The organism is Dongia sp., from assembly GCF_041910485.1.
In the GTDB taxonomy this organism is placed as follows: Bacteria; Pseudomonadota; Alphaproteobacteria; order Dongiales; family Dongiaceae; genus Dongia.
Map to the genome: position 1 here is coordinate 1 of NZ_JAYRQR010000025.1, position 16,628 is coordinate 16,628.

The window sequence follows — 16,628 nt, forward strand, 5'->3', positions numbered from 1 at the left end:
AACGGACCAGTCGGCAACGGCGATCGCAGCCATCACCCAGACCATCGGCCGCGTGAACGAGATTTCAACCGGCATCGCCTCGGCGGTGGAGGAACAGGGTGCCGCGACCCAGGAGATTTCGCGCAACGTTCAGCAGGCGGCTGCCGGCAGCGCCGAGGTTTCCAGCAACATCGTCGGTGTCACCCAGGCCTCGCAGCAGACCAGCGCCGGCTCGACCCAGGTCCTCAGTTCTGCGAACGAATTGGCGAACAATGGCGAGCGGTTGAAGCGTGAGGTCGACACCTTCCTGCACAAGGTGCGCAGCCTCTAAGGATTTAGCGTAACGTACTTAGCGGCATTTTACCGCAAAAAATGTTTCACGTGAAACATTGCGGTGGCCGGATGGCATGCCCATATCCATTTCCATGACGGATGGTGCCGCTGCCCCCCACGCGGCCCTCCTGGTCGAAATGGCCGATGGCCCGCGGATGCAACCCCGATTGCAGGCGATCATCGGCCCGCCGCCCAACCCTTTCGCCGGATCACGGATGTACTGACCGGCAAAGCGGTGGGCTGGCGATGGCCGCCCCCTTCCGCGATTGCCTACTCCGCCGCGAGCTCGCGCGCCTTCAGCGCATGGGCGATCCATTGGCGCGTCAGCTTCTCCTGGACCGATTGCTGCCCTAGGCGCTGTCGCAGGCCGCCGAAATCGACCCGGTCGAGATCCTGGTCCTGGTTGAAGCAGGAGAAAACGACGCTCTCCTTCCCCGTCACCGGGTCCTTATGGGGCTGCAGGCACTGCGCGCAGATTTCCTTCATCATGCATTGCATCGGCGAGTTGATCGAGCCCACAGCGCAGTGGTTGGGCTTCAGATAGGGCTTCAGTACCGCATGCCGCGCCCGTTGTACCGCCGCCATCATGCCGTCCGAGCCGATGGCGATGATGCGGTCGACATCGCTGAGGGCGATGGAGACCGGCCCGAGGCGCCCGTCGGCATAGGCGAGGATGCTGTCGATGATGTTGCCGACATGGGCTTTATCCTGCGGCCGCGTCGGTAAGAACCCCGGCGCCTCGTCCGACGACCAGATGACGATGTCGGCAGCCGCCTCGATGTCGGCGACCTTGTAGCGATCCTCGAGCATTTTGTAGCCGGCGAAATAGAGCACCTTCGATCCGGCGGCGCGCAGCGCGCGGCCGATCGAGAAAAGAACCGCATTGCCGAGCCCGCCGCCGGCCAAGAGCACGGTTTCGCCGGCGGGGATTTCGGTCGGCGCCCCGGTCGGGCCCATCAGGATGACCGGCTCGCCGGGCTTCAACTCCATGCACAGCGAAGATGAGCCGCCCATCTCCAGCACGATGAGGCCGACCAACCCGTGTTCGACATCGGTCCAGGCGCCGGTCAGCGCCAGCCCTTCCATGGCGAGGAGCGTGTCCGCGCCGCGCGGTGCCAGGCTTTCGAAATTCTGCAGGCGATAGAACTCGCCCGGCTGGAAATTGGCGGCGGCCTGTGGTGCCTCGACCACCACCTCGACGATGGTCGGCGTCAAGCGGTTGACCGTGCGCACCCGGGCGCGGAGACGCTTGTTGAGATCGTCGAGGAATTTGGCGCCATCGTTGCCGCCGGGTCGCCGCTCGAGTGCGGCCGATACGACCGACCAGCCTTGTTTGGCGCTGGCCATCGCCTTCACCACATTGCCGGCAAAGGAGGGATGGAGATCGCCGAAGAAACTGACCGCACGCCCATCCGCATGGGCTTGCGTGATGACGCGCGGCACTTTCGGCTTGGCGAGCTTTTCCGGCGTCACCACGGTGCCCGCCTCGTCGAGGGCGCGGAAATATTGGCCATCGAGCGCAAAATGTTCGGCATCCTCGCGCGCCAGGACCGTATTGGGCCGCGTGCCGGCGGCAACCAGAATCGCCCGCGCCGGCAGAGGGTGCTCAACACCATCCGCATCCTTCATGTGGATACGTTCGGCAAAGCCGTCGGCATCGACGTCGATGCGTGTCGGCGTCAAATTCTCGGCAAAGCGGATATTCTCTTCCAGCGCCTTTTCGACTTCCTCATGGTTGAGCGTATAGGACGGCGCATCAATGAGGCGGCGGCGGTAAGCGAGGGTCACGCCGCCCCACGCCTGCAGCAGTTCCGAAATGCGGGGACTTGTGCCCTCTGCCACCGCGCGCGCGCGTTCGGCGCGGATCGCACGGGCATGGGCGATGAACTCGTCGACGACGACCAACTCGGCCGGCGTCCAGACGGCACGCAGGGCAGCTTCGCCCTTCTCCGCCGCCAGGATCTCGTAGCGGGAGAGGAATTTTTCGACCTGCAGCGGGTAATAGGCCATCGCTTCGGTCGCCGTGTCGATGGCGGTCAGACCGCCGCCGATCACGACCGCCGGCAGGCGCAGTTGCAGATTGGCGATGGAATCGGTCTTGGCGGCGCCCGTGAGTTGCAGCGCCATCAGGAAATCCGATGCCATGCGCACGCCTTTGGCAAGACCGCCCGGCATATCGAGCAATGTCGGCTTGCCGGCGCCCATGGCGAGTGCCACATGGTCGAAGCCCATCTCCCAGGCTTGCTGCAAGGTGATCGTACCGCCGAAACGCACGCCGCCGAACATGGCAAAGGAGCCACGCCGCTCGATCAGAAGACGGATGATCTTGAGGAAGTTCTTGTCCCAGCGCACGGTGATGCCGTACTCGGCGACGCCACCAAAACCGGCCATCGCACGGCTGCCCAGATCTTCGGTCAGTTCGGCAACGTCGCGCACCGGATGGAACGGCATGCGCCGACCATCGGCCGCGACCCCGGAAAGGCTGTCGGGCAAGGGTTCGATCTTCAGCCCGTCGATGGCGACGACAGTATGGCCGTCATTTAGCAAATAATGCGCCAGCGTATAACCGGCCGGCCCCAGCCCAACCACCAGCACCTTCTTGCCGCTGGGCATCTTGGCAAGCGGCCGGCGCAGATTGAGCGGGTTCCAGCGCGTGAGCAGGCTGTAGAGTTCGAAGCCGTAGGGCAGAGCCAGCACATCCTTCAAGGTGCGCGTCTCGGCCTGCGGAATATCGACCGGCTCCTGCTTCTGATAGATACAGGCCTTCATGCAATCGTTGCAGATGCGGTGCCCGGTCGCCGCCACCATCGGATTGTCAATGGCGATGATGGCAAGCGCCCCCAAGGGCTGGCCCGCGACCTTGGCCGCATGCATCTCAGAAATTTTTTCCTCAAGCGGACAGCCGGCCAGCGTCACGCCGAAGGTGCTTTTCTTGAAGCTGCCATCCTTCTCGTGAAGGCCCTTCGAGCAACTGTCCTTTCCCTGATTGTGGCACCAGATGCAGTAATTGGCGTGATCGAGGGCGCCTTTGAGGTCGGTGCCGTGGTCGGTCAGCGCAAAGCCCTCGCGGTTCCGCAGCTTGTCGGCGGCGAGCTTGTAGCTGGTGACGCCGTGGCGCGTTTCGGTTTCCAGATGGAGGAGATGCAGCGGATCGATCTTCCTCGGTGCCTTGAAGAGGATGCCGGCCCGATGCAGCGCCTGCCCTGCTTCGCTCTGCGTTGCCCAGGCGGCGTATTGCAGGGCCTGCTCGATCTCGGTCGCGTGGGCCGCTTCGTCCACGCTCCATGCCTCGACATGCCGCGCGAAAGTCAGTTCATCAAATGCGCCACCCATGCGCGCGGTCAAATCACGGCGCAATGTCTCGGCATCGATCCCGGCGATTTTGTCGGCGCCATACGCCTTGAGCGCCCGCCGCTGCACGAAGAGGCGCTTGCAGGTGTAAAGCGGCGCCAATTCGTTATGCGCCGCCTGCAGCGCGCGGAGCTCCGTGCCGATACCGAAAAGGTCGCTCACGAAATCTTCAAGCGGACCCGAAAGATCGAGAATGAGCTGGGATTCCACCTTGCGGTCGAAGTTCGCATCGGCGCGGGCGGCGGCGAGCCTACCCAGCAACGCGGGATCGCTGTCGCCAAGATGGTCCAGGAACAATTGGTCGAGCCTTGCCAAACCCGCCGGATCGTAGAGATCGGCAAAGCGCAGGCCATGCGCCAGCGTGAGATCCGTGGAAAGATCGTCCATGGGCGGCTTCCTTCGTGTTGCGCTGCAACAACCCCAGCAGCGCGGCATCGGGTGGCTCGGCAACATTATTCGTGTACAAACAATCACGCGCAAGGCCCATCCGGCGCGGCATAAAAGCAGATGTGGCAGATCGGCGAAACAAAACCGGCCCGGTCGCGAATTCGTGGTTGGACATTCCCCGCGCCCGTCCAAATACTTGCCCCCTTGGATGAGGGGGTGGCAGGTACTTGTGAACGGCTTCACAGCGGGGGCGGAACGGGTCAATTAGCTTTTTTGACGAGGCGGCACACGCAGGCCGCCATCGTCAACTCTGAAACGAGCCAGAAAAGAGGAGAGTAGAATATGAACAGCCAGCGCCTTGCCCTCATCGCCGCCGTCGCGGGTCTTAGCTTGGGGCTCGCCAGCCATGCCTTCTCGATGGGGTCGGATTCGACGGCGCCCGCCGCCAAGGCCGACGACTACAAGAAAGCCGTGGACCTGATCGACGACGAGAAATACTCCGCTGCCATTCCGCTGCTGCAGAAATCGATCAAGGAAAAGGGCGAGTATGCCGACGCACTCAACCAGCTGGGCTTTGCCAATCGCAAGATGGGCAATTGGAAGGCTGGCATGGAATATTACCTGAAAGCGCTGGCGCTTGAGCCCAAGCATCTCGGTGCCAATGAATATCTGGGCGAACTCTATCTGGAGCAGAAGGACCTGCCCAATGCCGAGAAGCAGCTCGCCGTCCTCAAGGCTGCCTGCGGCGATTGCGACGAGTTCGACACACTCGAAGAGGCGATCGACGATTACAAGGACGATAACAATATCAATTGATCTGATGGTCGATACGCCCCGCGCTGGATGATCAGTGCGGGGTTAGCGACGCAGAACCAGATAGCCTCGGGCCTTGCCGTCGTCGCAGGGGCGCGCCATCGCCTTCAGCAGGTGATCCGCCGGCGCCCAACTCGGCTCATAGTCGGCCTTGTAGACATCGAGCACCAGCACACGGTCGGTCGCGGCATCGTAGGCACCGAGTGGTGAGAAATGGCCTACATCGGTGCCGTCACCATAGAAATCATCGAGATGAAAGTTGGCGATCAGGAAGAAGCCGGCATCGGCTTCGAGCGCGGTGAGGTCGGCGCGCAGCCGGGCGGCGCTGGTATCGTCAGCCGCAGTGACTTGCCGCGTCTCAACCCGCCAATCCGTCAGGCCATAGTGCTGCAGCGCCTCGTCAAGATGCGCCGCCAGTTCCAAGAGCTTCCGACCGCCACCTTCGGGCGCGATGCCGGCGCGCCAATCGGTATGGTCGAAGAGATCGAGGAGCCGCTTCTCGCTGACCAAGCCGCCGACACGGTTCTGCCCAGCAACGCCGCGCGCGGCGTTGAGGATCATGGTGGCGCTGGCAAGCGAGCAGGAAGAATCCGTGTGCTGATGCAATTGATGCGGCGCCAAGGCCCAGAAGTTCGGCGCCGGATTGCGCCGCACATGGGCGTTGTCTGCCGAAAGCGGCGTCAGAAGATGCGCCTGTTTGCCACCATCCATCAGTCGAGCCTCTCGTAAATCCAGCGCGTCACTGCCGCATAGCCAGGGCCAGTCGTTCCCAACCGGTTTCGCACTAAGCCATTGGCTGCCGGCAAGGCATGAAACGGCAGTGCCGGGTTGGCATGATGCTCGGCATGGAAGGGCATATTCCAGGCGAGGAACCGCACGAACGCGTTGGTATAGGTCGTGCGCGAGCGGGCCAGCATGTCGATCGGCACCTCGGCCGGCGAAAGCGGGCAACCCCAATGTTCGGCAAGGAGATAGAGCCGCAGGAAAGGCTGGCCCAGCAGTGCCGGCAGCAGCCAATAGCGCCAGGCGATATCGCTGCCGCCAAAAATCGACAGCAAGAGGATCACGGCATAGAGCGCCAGAATCAACCGCGACTCCCGCACGACTTTGCGCCTTTGCTGATCGTTCCCATAGAAAGGCTCCGGCGTCCTGCCCAGCGCACGGGTGGCGAGGCCCGCGATCTGCCCGCGCCAATAGGGCAGGCCGCTGACGTAAAGCAGCCATTGTCCCTTCGTCGCGGGTCTTGGCGAGGATAATTCCGGATCGCGCGCCGGATCCTGGGTATGGCGATGATGGGCGAAATGAAAGGCGCGGAAATATTCACGAGGCAGGATCAACAGCGCGCCAATTGCAAACGCCACAGTATCGTTGAGGAAGCGGCTGGCGAAGGCCGTCCGGTGGATGGTCTCGTGCAGTGGCGCAAAGAGAAAGACGAGAGCGACGCCATGCAGAAGCATGGCAGGCCATTGCCAAATCGACCCGCGCGCCCAGAAGATCAGCAGCGCGGTCAGCATGAGAAGCACGACATGACCGGCGAGATGGCGCAGCCCAATCCGATCGCTTCGCGTCAGCAGATGGCGCAGATCCGCCGCCTCTTTCACGACATCGACTGGTTGCGCTGAAATATCGGTCATGCCCCTATTCCGCTGCCTCGGCTGCCGCCTCGATATTCTGCGCCGATTTGATCGCCAAAACACCCAAGGTTTGCTCGCGGCCGCGCACATTGATGCGTTCCAACCGGTCCGCGCCGACGTCAAGCCCTGCATGCCGCACGACTTGCTCCGAAATGACGAGCTGGCAGTCGAATTCCTTGGTCGCCGTCTCCAAGCGGCTGGCCGTGTTGACCGCATCGCCGATCGCCGTCAGATGCTGGCTGGCGCCATAGCCCATATCGCCGACGATGACGGGGCCGAAATGGATGCCGATGCCGATCCGCAACGGCTGCTTGAGATCGGCCATGAGGTGCCGGTTGAGTTCGGCGAGGTTGACCGACATGCGCCGTGCCGCATCGAGGGCTTGCTGGCAGGCACGCTTGCCAGCCTCGCCATTTCCGGCCATGCCGCTTTCGATCCCGAAGAGCGCCATCACCCCGTCACCGATGAACTTGTCGAGATGGCCGCCGGCCTGCGAGACCGCCTCGCCCATTGCCTTGAAATAGCGGTTGAGCAGGAAGACGACATCATAGGGAAGGCGCTGCTCGGAAAGCTGCGTGAAGCCGCGCAGATCGGCAAAGAGGATGGCGATTTCCAGCTCGCGGCCCGAATGATGATCGCCACGCGCCAGTGCCTGTTGCGGCCCGGCTTGTGCTGGGAGTAGCGGCGCCACTGTCACGGGTGCCAAAGGGCGCAATTGGCAGGCAAGCCGCGTATCCGGTGCCGCACCCACGCGCGCCAGCACGCGCCTTTCATCTTCGCTTGCGGCCGGCAACGCATCGGCACCGCTGAGAATCTTCACGCGGCAGGTCGAGCAACGACCACGGCCGCCGCAGACCGAGGCATGGGGGATGTTCGCGATACGGCTCGCCTCCAGCACCGTCATGCCGGCCTGGATCCGCACCTTCGCCCCATTTTCATAGGCGATCTCGATGGCGCGGCGGCGACCGACCCAGTCGCGCCCGACCCGCGCCAGCAGCACGCCGAGGAGCAACCCGCCGCAGATCCAAAGTCCCACGCGCTGCAGCGCATAGACTTCGGTTATCGCCTCGGCGCCCGGCAGATTGTCGTGCGCCTTCAATTGGTCGAACCAGCCATCCTCTTCCAGCCGTTCGGCGACGGCGCGACCGCCATCGGCAAAACCGATGAGGGCCAGCACGGGAAGGACGATGGCGCCTGCAAAAAGATAGGCCCGCCATCGAGGATACCAGGGCTTGAGGCGCAGCCAATAGGCAAGGCCGATGCAGCCGTGGATCCAGGTAGTGACAACGGCCAGTGCCTGCAAGGCGCCATATCCCGGCAGGAACACCCAGAGCGAGAGCAGCACATAGGCATAGGAATCGTTGAAGTCGAAACGGTCATGCGCATAGGCCGTGCCCAGCACATGAAGGAGAAGCAAGGGTGGCGTGGCGAGGCCGAGGACCAGCTGCGCGCCCTCCCAGAAGGGCATCTTCAGCGATCGGCGGCGGTAGAGGGCAATGAGGGCCACCACCACATGCAGGAACAGGGCGGTGAAGAGCGCCAGTTCGACCGGCGGGAATCGCCAGAAGGCCAGAAAGATATGGCGCCCGGCCTCGAGCCATTTCAGCGAGACGATACCCAGCGCGTGATTGAGGTTATGCGTGAGCACATAGGCAAAAAGGATAAGGCCGGAAACAAGGCGCACACGGCCCAGCAGTCGGACGCCCAGCATCCGGCGGAGCGAGCGGGTATCGGATCGGGCTGTGGTGCTGGCAGCAGTCGATGGCAATCTATGCAGCTCCCAGATGGGTCACGCGCGCCGGCGGCGTTTGCGGGGACGCCGGCCGTTTGATAATAGTCGCCACCATGACCAATTGGAAACCGCCTCACCTTCCCGCCCATGTCTTCGTCAACCCCCGCCTGGCCCCGGCCGAGGAGAGCCTCGCCGCTGCGGCCACTGGTGTTGTGGACGAAGCCGGTTTTGCCCGCGCCGCCGCCGAGATCAAGGCCTGGCCCGGCTATCAGCCAACGCCCCTGCGCCGCCTGCCGGGTTTGGCGCACCAATTGGGCGTCGGCGGGATCGCCTATAAGGATGAAGGTGGACGTTTCGGCCTAGGCGCCTTCAAGGCCGTGGGCGGCGCCTATGCCGTGCTGCGCCATCTGCAGGACAAATTGGGCGGCGATGTCTCCGTCGCCGATCTCCTCGCCGGCAAGCATCGCGCGCGGACGCGCGATATCACCGTCTGCACCGCGACCGACGGCAATCACGGCAAATCCGTCGCCTGGGGCGCCCAGATCTTCGGCTGCCGCGCGGTCATCTATATCCACCAGGGCGTCAGCGTCGGCCGAGAGCAAGCTATTGCCGCCTTCGGTGCCGAAATGCGCCGCATCCCGGACAATTACGATGCCTCGGTCCGCGCTTGCGCAGCCGACGCGGCGAAGAACGGCTGGCAGGTCATCTCCGACACGACCTGGGACGGGTATCAGGAGATCCCGCGCCACGTGATGCACGGCTACGGCGTGATGATGGGCGAGGTGATGGATCAGCTGGCTCCGGCCGAGCAGATCAGTCATGTCTTCATCCAGGCCGGTGTCGGCGGCCTGCCGGCGGCGGTTGCCGGCTATCTGTGGCTGGAGCTTGATGCGCTGCGCCCGAAGATCGTCGTGGTTGAGCCGGAAAAGGCTGCCTGCCATTTCGAGAGCGCCAAGGCCGGACGGCCAACGCCGGTTACCGGCAAGCTCGATACGCTGATGGCGGGCCTTGCCTGCGGCGAGGTCTCACCGCTGGCCTGGTCGCTGCTCGACAAAGCGAGCTTTGCCTTCATGACCGTGCCGGACGATGCGGCCGTCTTTGCCATGAAAGTGCTGGCCGAGGGAATCGGCGGGGATGGCAGGATCGTCGGCGGCGAGGCGGGGGTCGGCGGCCTCGCCGGTCTCATCGCCGGCTGCCTCGATGAGCGCGCGCGCCAGGCGCTGCTCCTCGATGCACACGCGAATATTCTCATCATCGGCAGCGAAGGGGCGACGGATCCCGTACTCTATGCCGAACTGGTCGGGCGCAAACCGGAAGAGGTTTTGGCGGCATGAACGACGATCCGCAGCAAAAGGGCATGGATGAAGGACGCCGCCTGATGCAGGATCGGCTGGCCCGGCAGAAGCGCCGCGATGAGCGCATGCGCCTCCTCGCCTCCGGCCCACCTTCGCCTTGCATCAGTGTGTGCCAGATGGATCCGATGACCGGCTATTGCGTCGGCTGCACGCGCACCATCGACGAGATCCGTGACTGGATCATCTCGACACCCGACCAGCGCCACGCCATCCTGACGCGCATCGCCGAACGGCGCGCCAAAGCCGCTGCGACATGAGCGAGCAGGCCAAGACTCTGGGGAGGCCCGCAGCAGGCGAGAATGATGCGACCGGCATCATTCTTCTGGTTCTCATCACCATTTTCTGGGGCATCAACTGGCCGGCGATCAAGCTGTCGGTCAACGAGGTGCCGGTCTGGGCCTTTCGCAGCATCTGCCTTCTGGCCGGTGCCGGTGGTCTTTTCACCATCGCCTCTGCCGCTCGGCTGAAGCTCGGCATACCACGGGCGGATCTGAAGCCGCTTGCCATCGCCGCCCTCGGCAATATCACCGGCTGGCATCTTTTCTCGGCGCTCGGTGTCACCCTGATGCAACCGGGCCGCGCCTCGATCCTGGCCTTCACCATGCCGTTATGGGCGGCACCCATCGCCGCCATCTGGCTCCGTGAGAAGATCGACGGGTTGCGCCTCATCGGCCTTGGTGTCGGCATGCTGGGTCTCGCCGTGCTGGTGGTGCCGGATTGGGGCAACTTGAGCGCCCATCCCTGGGGGCCGATCTTCATGCTGCTCGCCGCCATTGCCTGGGCGTTCGGCACGGTCGCCTTGAAGACGCACCGCTATCAGATGCCGACCACATCGCTTGTCGCCTGGCAGATGCTGCTGGGCGGTATTCCGATCTTCCTCGGCGCCGTCCTCTTCGATCATGAATTCGATCCGTCAGCCGTCAGCGGCATCGGCTGGGGTGCCGTCGCCTATGCCGCCCTCATCCCGATGATCTTCTGCCACTGGGCCTGGTTCCGTGTGGTGGCGATCTATCCGGCGGTGGTGGCCGCCATCGGCACGCTCGCCATTCCCGTGGTCGGCATCATCTCGTCGGCCATGATCACGGGCGATGCGGTCGGCTGGGACGAGATCCTGTCACTGAGCCTGGTCGTGCTGGCCCTGTTCCTGGTGCTGGTGGCGCCGCAATTGCGGGCACGGCGCGCCTAGGGCTTCACCGCCACACAATTGAGCAGCGTCTCCTCACGGTCCTTGGGCGGGCGGATACCGAACCAGCGTTCCAGCAGTCCCAGATCGTTGCGGCTCCACCACAGATAGGGGAGCGAGATCGCGCTGTCGGCGACCTCGAAACCTGCGCCACGGATCATAGCGAGATATTCCTCGGCCGAGCGCTGGACATCCATCGGATGGCGGAACAGCAGGCGGATCATCGGCGAGTGGATATATTTGCGGGTCGATTCCGCGAACAGCAGCAATCCGCCCGGCTTCAGCACGCGGCGGAACTCAGCGAGCGCCGCCCCCTGGTCCATCAGGTGATGGAACGTCTGATGGCAAAAGAGCATATCGACGGATTCGTCCGCGAGCATCATGCGCGAGGATGTCGTCTGCTGGAACTCGACCGACATTCCCTCTGCCGCCGTCTCACGGGCCGCAATCTCCAGCATCGCGCCATCGACATCGATGCCGATCATGCGTTCGGGCTGAAAGCGCGTGCGCAGGAGGCGAAACGAACGGCCGCGGCCGCAACCTACATCGACAATGACCGGATAGGCGGCGCGGCGCGCGGGGATCAGGCGCTCAAGATCCTTGAGCGCACGTTCCAGCACATGGACAGCCCAGGTCTCGGTCTTCAGGAACCAGATGCCGAAACGGGATTCCGGCACGTACATGTTCGGTGCCAGCGCTTGATTGCGCCGGAAGGCAAGCGATGTCATCAATCAACCCGGTCAGCATCGAGGGCGTCACGCCTTGATGCCACTGCAAGTTGCCGATGGCAAGAGAAGCTCTGCAGATGCGAAGAAGCGGGGCTTTACGCCGCAGTGCCGCCCACCGTCAGCGCATCGATGCGCAAGGTCGGCTGGCCGACACCCACCGGCACGCCCTGGCCTTCCTTGCCGCAGGTGCCGACACCGGTATCCAGCTTCATGTCGTTGCCGATCATACCGACCTTGGTGAGAACGTCCGGGCCGTTGCCGATAAGGGTCGCCCCCTTCACCGCCGGACCGATCTTGCCGTCCTCGATGAGATAGGCTTCCGACGCCGAGAAGACGAACTTGCCGGAGGTGATGTCGACCTGGCCACCGCCGAAATTGACGGCGTAGAGCCCCTTCTTCACTGACGCCAGAACTTCGGCCGGATCGTGCTTGCCGCCCAGCATGATCGTGTTGGTCATGCGCGGCATGGGGTTGTGGGCAAAGCTCTGCCGGCGACCGTTGCCCGTCGGCTTCATGCCCATGAGGCGCGCGTTCTGCCGATCCTGGATATAGCCTTTGAGGATACCGTCCTCGATGAGGGTCGTGCATTGCGTCGGCGTTCCCTCGTCATCGATCGTGAGGGAGCCGCGCCGGTCGGTGAGCGTCCCATCATCGACCACGGTGACGCCCGGAGCCGCGATGCGGCTGCCCAGCAGGCCGGCAAAGGCCGACGTCTTCTTGCGATTGAAATCCCCCTCGAGCCCGTGCCCGATCGCTTCGTGGAGCAGGATGCCCGGCCAGCCCGGCCCCAGGACCACCGGCATCTCACCGGCAGGTGCGGGAATAGAGGAAAGATTGACGATGGCCTGGCGCAGAGCCTCGTCGGCACCTTGCTGCCAATGCCCGGCCTCGATCACGCCATCATAAGTGACACGGCCGCCCGCGCCGAACGAACCCGTTTCCATGCGGCCATTTTCTTCCACCATCACCGAAATGTTGAGGCGCACCAGCGGCCGGATGTCGGCCATACGCTCACCATCGCCGCGAATGATCTGGATGGCCGACCAGGAGCCGGTTAACGAGCACATGACCTGCCGCACCCGCGCGTCCTTGCCGCGCACATAGGCGTTGATTTCCTCGAGCAGTTTCACCTTGCGCTCGAAGGGCAGCAACCCCAGGGGATTGTCCGGCGCATAGAGCTGGCGGTTGGTACCGACCGGCCCAACATCGAGCGTCCCCTGATGGCCGGCATGGACGGCCTTCACCGTCTGGGCGGCACGCGCCAGGGCACCTTCGGAAAGGTCGCTGGCATGGGCGTAGCCCGATATTTCGCCACTGATGGCACGCAGGCCGAAGCCCTGGGTGGTGTCGAAACTGGCACTCTTCAACTTGCCATCGTCGAAGGAAAGGGCTTCCGATTGCTGGTATTCGAGATAGAGTTCGCCATCGTCGGCGCCGTTCAGCGCGTCCTTGACCACTGCCTCGGTCTTGTCGCGATCGAGACCGGCGCGCTCGAAAAACAGCTGGTCGGTGGTGGCAATGTTGGACATGGCATCGGCTCCGATAGGCGTCTGGGCGCGTTTCCCGCAGGATCTAGCCAATGATATAGGCGCTTGGCGGCCCGAATGCCACTGCCGACACGGCCTGAAAGAGTAGAAGCCCCTTGTCACGGCAGGGACTAGCCGTGGGTCGCGAGGCGACGCTCTATCTCGCTGAGCAGGCGGGGAATATCGATTCCCTCTCCACCACCGCTCACGCGCTCATGAGCCAGATTGGCACCGAGATCGAGGACCGGGATGTTGCGCTGACTGGCGATGGCGACCAGCCGGCGGCGGGAATCCTGACGCACGGGATCAGGATCGCCGAGATCGACGAGGATCAGATTGGGCGACAGCGTCCGCATCGCCACCAGCGCCAGTTCCGCCGTATGGACGGGGGTCATCGCCACATGCGGAATCTGCCCCAATGCCCGTTCGACCAGACGCACATGGGCCGGATTGTCCTCAACGAAAAGGATATTGCGCCGGATTTCGCCAGCCGGTGGCGGCAACGAACCGCTGAGTGGCGTTTGCACCGGCGAAGAATTTTCGGGCGGCGGCGCCAGATTGCCAACGCCGGCGATCGGCAGTTCGACCCAGAATGAGCTGCCTTCATCGACAACGCTTTGGAAACCTATTTGACCTGACATCAGCTCGGTGAGCTTCTTGGTCAAAGACAAGCCGATGCCTGTTCCCTCGATCGCCAGCGTCTCAGCCCCCAGCCGGCTGAACGGCACGAAGAGTTCGGATTGGCGTTCGGGCTGCACGCCGAAACCCGTGTCGCGGACGGAGATGCGCAAAAATCCTGGCCGCATCTCAGCGCAGGTGACATCGACGCGACCGCCGACCCTGTTATATTTGACGGCATTGCTGAGCAGATTGAGAATGACTTGGCGCAGCCTTACGCGATCGGCCAGCAGCGGTGGCAAGGGCTGCAGCGGCGACGCAATGTTGAGTGTGATGGCGCGGTCCGCCGCCATGCTTTCAATGAGAGGCAGGGCATCACCGATCACCGCCAGCGCATCAATCGGCTCTATCTTCAGGCCGATGCGACCGGCGTCAATCTTGGCTAGCTCCAGAATGTCCTGGATGAGTTCCAGAAGATGCCGGCCACCGGCCATGATGTCGCGCAAATATTCCCGCTGTTTTACCTCCAGCGGACCGGCGCGCTCAGATTCCAGCAGCTGGGCATAGCCGAGAATGGCGTTGAGCGGTGTCCGCAGCTCGTGGCTCATATTGGCCAGGAAATCCATCTTGGCGCGGTTGGCGCTTTCGGCGGCTTCCTTGGCCTGGCGCAACGCGATTTCCGCCTGCTTGCGGCTGGTGACGTCCTGGACTGTGCCGAAGGACCTGAGCGGCGTACCGTCTTCGGCGTAGGTCGTGATGCCGCGAACTTCGACATATTTAATGCGACCATCCGGCATGACCAGACGATGCGTCAGATAATACGGCGCGCGATTGGCAATCGCCTCGGCATTGGTCTTGCGAATAAGCGCACGGTCCTGCGGATGGACGCGCTGCTCGAACAGTTCGAAAGTCGGCCTGTCGCTTGTCGCCTCGACTTCCAGAATTGAGTAGAGCTCGTTCGACCAATTGCGCGATTCATCGCAATGGTCGATTTCGTAGGAAGCGAGGTGGGCGATGCGCTGCGCTTCGCGCAGGCGGGCCTCGCTGCCACGCAGCGCCTGTTCGGTCAGCATCATGTGGTTGATGTCTTCGATGACGCCCACCAGGCGATGCGGCGCACCGTTGGGCGTCCGCGCCAGGGTCACCGTGAGGCGCACCCAAACGATCTCGCCGGATTTGCGAAGATAGCGCTTCTCCAGCGTGTAAGGCCCGCGCGTACCGGCGATCAGTTCATCGCCCAGCCGGGCATCAATCGCCACATCGTCCGGGTGCGTGATCGCCGCAAAGCTGCGCCCTACCAGTTCGTCGGCCCCATACCCGGTCAGTTCGCAAAAGCGCGGATTGACCCGAATGAAAACGCCGTCGAAATCGGAATAGCAGATGCCCACAGCGGATTGTTCGAACACGGCGCGGAACAGCGATTCCGATTCCTCGCTGGCACCCAATGGTTCGACATGTGGATACTGATTCCGGTCGGCCTGCTGCATCGCTTCACAATGGGCGGTCAGCCCGCCCCGAAAATCTTGACCACTACGCCATGTCGCAATCGAGAAACGATGCTAGGGCCTCAGTTCCTAAGGATTTGTTATCCAAACCCCAGGGGCCGCGACATTCGATCGGCGGCCCCTGGGGATGAGGCGAGATATAGGAATATTATCTGATAAACATCTAAATTGCTACGGATCAGTCGGCGCTGGCAGTCCATTGGATGTTGAAATCATCGTAGGTAATTGCCTTGTTATAGTCGACGCCAACCAGCGTTACCGAGCCGCCGCCACCAAAGGTGAACTTCACATCGCCGCTGGAATCTTCGGTCAGCGTGACGCCTTCGCTGATGCCGTCGAAGAACTGGAGGGTATCGCTCTCCATATCGAAATCGAAAATCAGCGCTTTGCCGTGATAGTGCGCGGCATCAAACGACGCGATGTCCGCACCCGATCCGGTATAGATAAGATCCAGTGCGCCCTCAGCAACGACGATATCGTCGCCGGCGCCAGCATAGGTGATATTGTTGCCATATCCGGTGAAGATGAAATCATTGCCGGCGCCACCCCAAAGGCCGTTGCTGTCGCCTTCGCCATACAGATGGTCGTTGCCGTCGCCGCCATAGAGTTCGTCGGCGCCATTGCCCCCGTCTAGATAGTCATCGCCATTTTCGCCATACAGCTTATCGGCGCCATCTTCGCCATGCATATGGTCGTTGCCTTCACCACCCCATAATTCGTCATTTCCGCCTTCACCCCGCATGTAATAGTCGTCGCCATTGCCGCCATAGAGCTTGTCGTCGCCTTCACCGCCCCAGAGCAAATCATTGTCCTCTCCGCCAAAGATCAGATCGTTTCCTTCGGCCCCATAGAGCTTGTCGCTGTCTTCGTCGCCGTAGATTTTATCATTGCCTTGGCCACCCTCGATCGTGTCGTCGCCGGCATCGCCGAACAGCCAGTCATTGCCTTCACCGCCGACGAGCTTGTCATTGCCATCGCCGCCCGAGAGCGTGTCGTGGCCGAGACCACCGTCCAGCTCGTCATTGCCGTCATTGCCATAGAGGGCATCATTGCCTTCATCGCCGAAGACCTTATCGTGGCCGTCGCCGCCGATCAGATCATCATCGCCAGCGCCGCCTTCGATGAAATCGTTGCCGCCATTGCCGCGGATCGTGTCATTGCCGCCCCAGCCTTGGATCCAATCGGCCTTGTCGAAACCAGTCAGCGAATTGGCCCAATTGTTGCCTTCGATGTGATTGGCATAGATCTGCAGCGAAGCGAGCTTTTTCTTCAGCAAATCGGCATTGAAATTGACATCCACGGGCATGATCCAGTTCCTTCCGGCTTCAAGGGTTGACTTCAGACTTGCAGATCTGTCGCTGCCCAAGCCGGACGGGTTTTGAACGTCGCCCTTCTATTCCCGTAATGTACGTCACGATGCGGAATTAAGGTCTATTCGCGATGAATGTATGTCTTTTGCACAAACAAAAACGCCCGGGACCTCT

Annotated in this window: 12 protein-coding genes and 1 pseudogene; 5 read left to right on the plus strand and 8 right to left on the minus strand. The window is 62.5% G+C overall.

The genetic code is table 11. The features are described from left to right. Positions 1-310: pseudogene (locus tag ACE3PP_RS07375) on the plus strand (chemotaxis protein); the annotation flags it as partial. Between the two features lie 272 nt (positions 311-582). Here ACE3PP_RS07375 and ACE3PP_RS07380 read toward each other — a convergent pair. Then, positions 583-4,050 (minus strand): FAD-dependent oxidoreductase, encoded by a 3,468-nt coding sequence (locus ACE3PP_RS07380; RefSeq protein ID WP_374379886.1) that lies wholly within the window; start codon positions 4,048-4,050, stop codon positions 583-585. 342 nt (positions 4,051-4,392) lie between these two features. Between ACE3PP_RS07380 and ACE3PP_RS07385 the strand changes: the two genes are divergently transcribed. Further along, complete coding sequence (locus ACE3PP_RS07385) at positions 4,393-4,866, plus strand: tetratricopeptide repeat protein (RefSeq protein WP_374379888.1); 474 nt, start codon at positions 4,393-4,395, stop codon at positions 4,864-4,866. 42 nt (positions 4,867-4,908) lie between these two features. On the opposite strand, the gene ACE3PP_RS07390 is transcribed toward ACE3PP_RS07385, so the two are convergent. Genes ACE3PP_RS07390 through ACE3PP_RS07400 form a run of 3 tightly spaced genes read right to left on the minus strand, consistent with a single transcriptional unit; the run spans position 4,909 to position 8,265 of the window. Beyond that, positions 4,909-5,574 carry a phytochelatin synthase family protein gene (locus tag ACE3PP_RS07390; protein WP_374379891.1) on the minus strand — a complete coding sequence of 222 codons (666 nt, stop codon included), beginning with the start codon at positions 5,572-5,574 and terminating at the stop codon, positions 4,909-4,911. Beyond that, positions 5,574-6,497 (minus strand): fatty acid desaturase, encoded by a 924-nt coding sequence (locus ACE3PP_RS07395; RefSeq protein WP_374379894.1) that lies wholly within the window; start codon positions 6,495-6,497, stop codon positions 5,574-5,576. The genes ACE3PP_RS07390 and ACE3PP_RS07395 overlap by 1 nt, the downstream gene beginning before the upstream one ends. 4 nt (positions 6,498-6,501) lie before the next feature. After that, entirely contained in the window at positions 6,502-8,265 is a 1,764-nt protein-coding gene (locus ACE3PP_RS07400) for an adenylate/guanylate cyclase domain-containing protein (RefSeq protein ID WP_374379897.1), read from the minus strand. A gap of 77 nt (positions 8,266-8,342) precedes the next feature. Here ACE3PP_RS07400 and ACE3PP_RS07405 point away from each other — a divergent pair, with 77 nt between their 5' ends. The 3 genes from ACE3PP_RS07405 to ACE3PP_RS07415 are packed head-to-tail and all read left to right on the plus strand — an operon-like array spanning position 8,343 to position 10,770. Next, the gene (locus tag ACE3PP_RS07405; protein WP_374379900.1) at positions 8,343-9,563 is read left to right on the plus strand and encodes a diaminopropionate ammonia-lyase; all 1,221 of its coding nucleotides are present in this window, start codon (positions 8,343-8,345) and stop codon (positions 9,561-9,563) included. After that, entirely contained in the window at positions 9,560-9,841 is a 282-nt protein-coding gene (locus ACE3PP_RS07410; protein WP_374379903.1) for a DUF1289 domain-containing protein, read from the plus strand. The genes ACE3PP_RS07405 and ACE3PP_RS07410 overlap by 4 nt, the downstream gene beginning before the upstream one ends. Further along, complete coding sequence (locus ACE3PP_RS07415; RefSeq protein ID WP_374379906.1) at positions 9,838-10,770, plus strand: DMT family transporter; 933 nt, start codon at positions 9,838-9,840, stop codon at positions 10,768-10,770. The genes ACE3PP_RS07410 and ACE3PP_RS07415 overlap by 4 nt, the downstream gene beginning before the upstream one ends. On the opposite strand, the gene ACE3PP_RS07420 is transcribed toward ACE3PP_RS07415, so the two are convergent. The 4 genes from ACE3PP_RS07420 to ACE3PP_RS07435 form a co-directional block, all read right to left on the minus strand. Then, positions 10,767-11,495, minus strand: a complete 729-nt coding sequence (locus tag ACE3PP_RS07420) for a class I SAM-dependent methyltransferase (RefSeq protein ID WP_374379908.1) — start codon at positions 11,493-11,495, stop codon at positions 10,767-10,769. The genes ACE3PP_RS07415 and ACE3PP_RS07420 overlap by 4 nt on opposite strands. Positions 11,496-11,590: 95 nt before the next feature. After that, the gene (gene tldD, locus ACE3PP_RS07425) at positions 11,591-13,024 is read right to left on the minus strand and encodes a metalloprotease TldD (RefSeq protein ID WP_374379911.1); all 1,434 of its coding nucleotides are present in this window, start codon (positions 13,022-13,024) and stop codon (positions 11,591-11,593) included. 128 nt (positions 13,025-13,152) lie between these two features. Continuing rightward, positions 13,153-15,126: a PAS domain S-box protein gene (locus tag ACE3PP_RS07430; RefSeq protein WP_374379913.1), complete on the minus strand. Its 1,974-nt coding sequence runs from the start codon at positions 15,124-15,126 to the stop codon at positions 13,153-13,155. Positions 15,127-15,322: 196 nt separating this feature from the next. After that, complete coding sequence (locus ACE3PP_RS07435; protein ID WP_374379916.1) at positions 15,323-16,450, minus strand: calcium-binding protein; 1,128 nt, start codon at positions 16,448-16,450, stop codon at positions 15,323-15,325. Positions 16,451-16,628 lie beyond the last annotated feature (178 nt).